The 1,264-nt window shown below is 67.2% G+C and carries 2 protein-coding genes; both read right to left on the minus strand.

The features are described from left to right. Positions 1-41: 41 nt before the first annotated feature. On the minus strand, positions 42-869 hold the full coding sequence (locus ABZ477_RS19125; RefSeq protein ID WP_360136432.1) for an IS3 family transposase: 828 nt from the start codon (positions 867-869) through the stop codon (positions 42-44). 44 nt (positions 870-913) lie between these two features. Then, positions 914-1,198, minus strand: a complete 285-nt coding sequence (locus tag ABZ477_RS19130; protein ID WP_360136434.1) for a transposase — start codon at positions 1,196-1,198, stop codon at positions 914-916. Positions 1,199-1,264 lie beyond the last annotated feature (66 nt).

Raw genomic sequence — 1,264 nt, forward strand, 5'->3', positions numbered from 1 at the left:
GGGAGCCTGACCCGGTTTCCCGGACGGTTCTTGTGTGTTGATCATGCCGCGACTTCGGCGGCGGTGTGAAGGTCTTCGAACTCGGCGGGGCTGAGGTTGCCGAGGCTGCTGTGCCGGCGGCGGGGGTTGTAGAACGCCTCAATCCACTCAAACATCGCCGATGCGAGCTGCGCCCGACTGTCCCAGACAGTGCGGTCCAGGAGTTCGCGTTGCATTGTCGACCAGAACGACTCGATGAGGGCGTTGTCGACGCTCGAGGCGACGTGGCCCATGGAGCCGAGTAGCCCGGCTTGGCGGAGCCGGTGCCCGAAGATCCAGCTGGTGTATTGCGCTCCTCGATCGGCGTGGACAACGGTTCCGGGTGCGGGTCGGCGACGCCAGCGGGCCATCTCGAGCGCGTCGACGACGATCTCCGCGGTGATCCGATCTGAGATCGACCAGCCCACGATGCGGCGCGAGTACGCGTCGATGACAGCGGCGCAGTAGACCCACCCGTCACGGGCGCGGTGCTGGGTGATGTCGCAGAACCAGAGCCGGTTCGGCGCGTCCGCGCGGAACTGACGCTTCACGAGGTCATCGTGTGTGGCGGTGTCCGGCTTCCAGCCGCGACGTTTCCGCCGGTGCGAGACCCCGACGAGGCCGTCTCGTCGCATCAGCCGGGCCACGCGTTTGCGGCCGACGTGGACACCGAGCCCGAGTCGCAGCTCCGCGAGCACCCGCGGGGCGCCATACGTTTCGCGGGAGGCGGCGTGGATCCGGCGGATCGTGGTCGTCAGCTCCGCATCCGCGATAGCCCGTCGCGAGAGCGGCCGGCGTGCCCACTCGTAGTAGCCGGAGGTCGAGACTTTCAGGAACCGGCAGGCCACCACGACGGGGATCCCGTCCGCGGCGAGCTCCTGGACCAGCCGGAACCCTATTTTGGGAGCACGTTCTCCCTGGCGAAGTACGCCGATGCCCGCTTGAGGATCTCGTTCTCCATCTCCAGCACCCGGATCCGGCGGCGCGCTTCAACGAGCTCCTTGCGCTCGTCGGTCGTCAGGCCAGGCTTCGCGCCACTGTCGATAGCGTCGCGGTTCATCCAGGTGCGAAGGCACGACTCGCTGATCCCCAGCTCACGCGCAGTCCGCGCAACCGGCTCTCCCTGCGCGACCAGATCCAGCGCTCGACGCCGGAACTCCGGTGAATGTGGTGCGGGCATCTCACAGACTCCTTCCGAGACGATCATCGCCTCATCTCAGGTGTCCGGGAAACCGGGCCAAGCTCC

It is taken from the genome of Microbacterium sp. NPDC019599 (genome assembly GCF_040632175.1).
GTDB lineage: Bacteria > Actinomycetota > Actinomycetes > Actinomycetales > Microbacteriaceae > Microbacterium.